Source organism: Terriglobales bacterium, assembly GCA_035624475.1.
Lineage (GTDB): Bacteria > Acidobacteriota > Terriglobia > Terriglobales > Acidobacteriaceae > DASPRL01.
The window spans coordinates 1-2107 of record DASPRL010000331.1; the positions used below are offsets into that span (position 1 = coordinate 1).

The window sequence follows — 2107 nt, forward strand, 5'->3', positions numbered from 1 at the left end:
GAGGAGGGCCCCCATGGCCCGCCGCATCTTCCTGAGCTTCGCCGAAGAGGACAAGCCCTACCGCGAGTTCCTGGTCGCCCCCGCCCGCCAGCAGCGATTGCCCATCGAGTTCGTGGACATGACCCCCAAGCGGGCCGCGGACGAGGCTTGGAAGAGCCAGACGCGGCGCGCGGTGGAGGGCTGCGACGCCATGATCGCGCTGCTGAGCTGGCGCACCCTGACCGCTCCCGGCGCCCGCTGGGAGATGCAGTGCGCGCGCGCGGCCCGGCTGCCCATGATGGGGGTGTACATCCACGGCGAGCGCCGCCCCACCGTCCCCCGGGAACTGTCGGGACGGCGGGTGGTGGAGTGGAATTGGGAAGAGGTCGCCGCCTTCGTCAGGAGCAGCGCTCAGCCCTCTGCGCCCGGTACCTAGGAGAAGCGGCCCTCCGCCCTCGCACCCCGCTTTGCGATACACTCTCCGCCGGTCCATAAGGAGGGAGTCATGCGCCAGGGGATGCTGCTGGGAGTAGTGCTGCTGCTGGCCGCGGGCGCGGCCTGGGGCAAGAAGATCACGGTCACCACCGAGCTGAAGGACGCGCAGGGGCAGAGCGTGGGCACGGCGGAGATCAGCGGCGGGGCCGGAGCCGGCGATCACGGCGTGACCATCAAGCTGCGGCTGCACGGGCTGACGCCGGGCGAGCACGCGCTGCACTTCCATCAGAACGCGATGTGCGAAGGGCCGGACTTCAAGAGCGCGGGGCCGCACTTCAATCCCGCCCACATGAAGCACGGGCTGATGAACCCGCAAGGACCGCACGCCGGCGACATGCCCAACATCCGGGTGGACGCCAAGGGCAACGCCAAGACCACCGTCCACAACCAGCGGGTGAGCCTGGGGGAGCGCGAAGACTCGCTGTTCGCGAACGGCGGCACCGCGCTGGTGGTGCACGCCAAGGCGGACGACATGAAGACCGATCCCGCGGGCAACGCCGGCGACCGCGTCGCCTGCGGAGTGATCAAGAAATGAGTTTCTAGTTTCTCGTTTCTCGTTTCTCGTTTCCAGGAGCACGGGGGCACTCGTCCCTCGGCCCTGGGCGGGGGTGCGGGCGGCTCCTTCCTCCATCAATTCATAGCGCGTTTGTGCAGGGTGACGCTGCCGTTGACGGTCTCCAGCTTGAGGCGGCGGCCGCCGGAGCCGATGGTGCCGGTGAGGTGGAAGCGGCTGACGCCGCCCTGCACGGTCAAGGGAAAGTCGGTCTCGAAGCGGCCGTTGACGGAGCTGAAGCTGACCTCGGCGCTGAAGTCGGCGGGGACCTCGAGGTCGATGGCGCCGTTGACCGAGGCCAGCTTGAGGGCGTCGGGCCAGTCGGAGGAGCCGAAGCGGGCGGTGATGGAGCCGTTCACGGTGGTGGCCTCGGCCCACTCGGCGGTGGAGACCTGCACCGCGCCGTTCACGCTGCTGACCAGGGCGCGGCGGCCCAGGTGCTCGGCCTCCACTTTGCCGGAGACGGTCTGGGCGTCGAAGAGCAGGTTGCGGGGCAGGCGCACGGTGAAGTCCACGCGCGCGTGGAAATTGCCGCGGGTGCTGTTGTGCCAGCCGTGGCCGCTGGCGCAGTGGTTCTCTTCGCCCCAGCCGCTGGGATAGACGGCGCAGAGAGTGACCCCATCGGAATCCTGGACGACCTCGATGCGGACCTGGTCGGCGTCGGGGCCGCTCTTGGTGGCGGTGATCTCCACCTGGTCGCCGGCCACGCCTTCGGCGCGGATGTCGCCGCTCACGTTCTTGATGCGCACCCACTGGTCGGGCTGGAGCTTGCCGGTCCAGTGGAAGGGGTTGTCGGTGGAGGAGGAGGTGTCGGCGGGGGCGGCCCACAGCAGCGTGGGCAGCAGCAGGCCGGCCAGCAGAAGGGTCGCGCGCAGGATTCGCATTGGAGGCCATCCTTTTCGTGGTTTACCCCAATAGACGGGCTGGCAGGTAGAACGTAAGCCGGAGGGACGAAGTTCCGCTACTTCTTGGGCTTCTTGCCGGGGAGCGAGGCGGGGTTCTCGTGGATGCGCTCGCGGAACCGCTGCTTGAGACCGCTGCCCAGCGACACGGCGGACTCGCCGAACTTGTCGCGCAGGC

Annotated in this window: 3 protein-coding genes; 2 read left to right on the top strand and 1 reads right to left on the bottom strand. The window is 68.9% G+C overall.

The genetic code is table 11. The features are described from left to right. Window positions 1-13 precede the first annotated feature (13 nt). Together VEG08_13160 and VEG08_13165 are read left to right on the top strand one after the other, a co-directional pair. Window positions 14-415 carry a TIR domain-containing protein gene (locus VEG08_13160; protein HXZ28935.1) on the top strand — a complete coding sequence of 134 codons (402 nt, stop codon included), beginning with the start codon at window positions 14-16 and terminating at the stop codon, window positions 413-415. Between the two features lie 69 nt (window positions 416-484). Continuing rightward, window positions 485-1009, top strand: a complete 525-nt coding sequence (locus VEG08_13165; GenBank protein HXZ28936.1) for a superoxide dismutase family protein — start codon at window positions 485-487, stop codon at window positions 1007-1009. A 95-nt stretch (window positions 1010-1104) separates the two neighbouring features. Here the strand turns inward: VEG08_13165 and VEG08_13170 are convergent, their stop codons facing one another. Next, the gene (locus VEG08_13170; protein HXZ28937.1) at window positions 1105-1911 is read right to left on the bottom strand and encodes a DUF4097 family beta strand repeat-containing protein; all 807 of its coding nucleotides are present in this window, start codon (window positions 1909-1911) and stop codon (window positions 1105-1107) included. Window positions 1912-2107 lie beyond the last annotated feature (196 nt).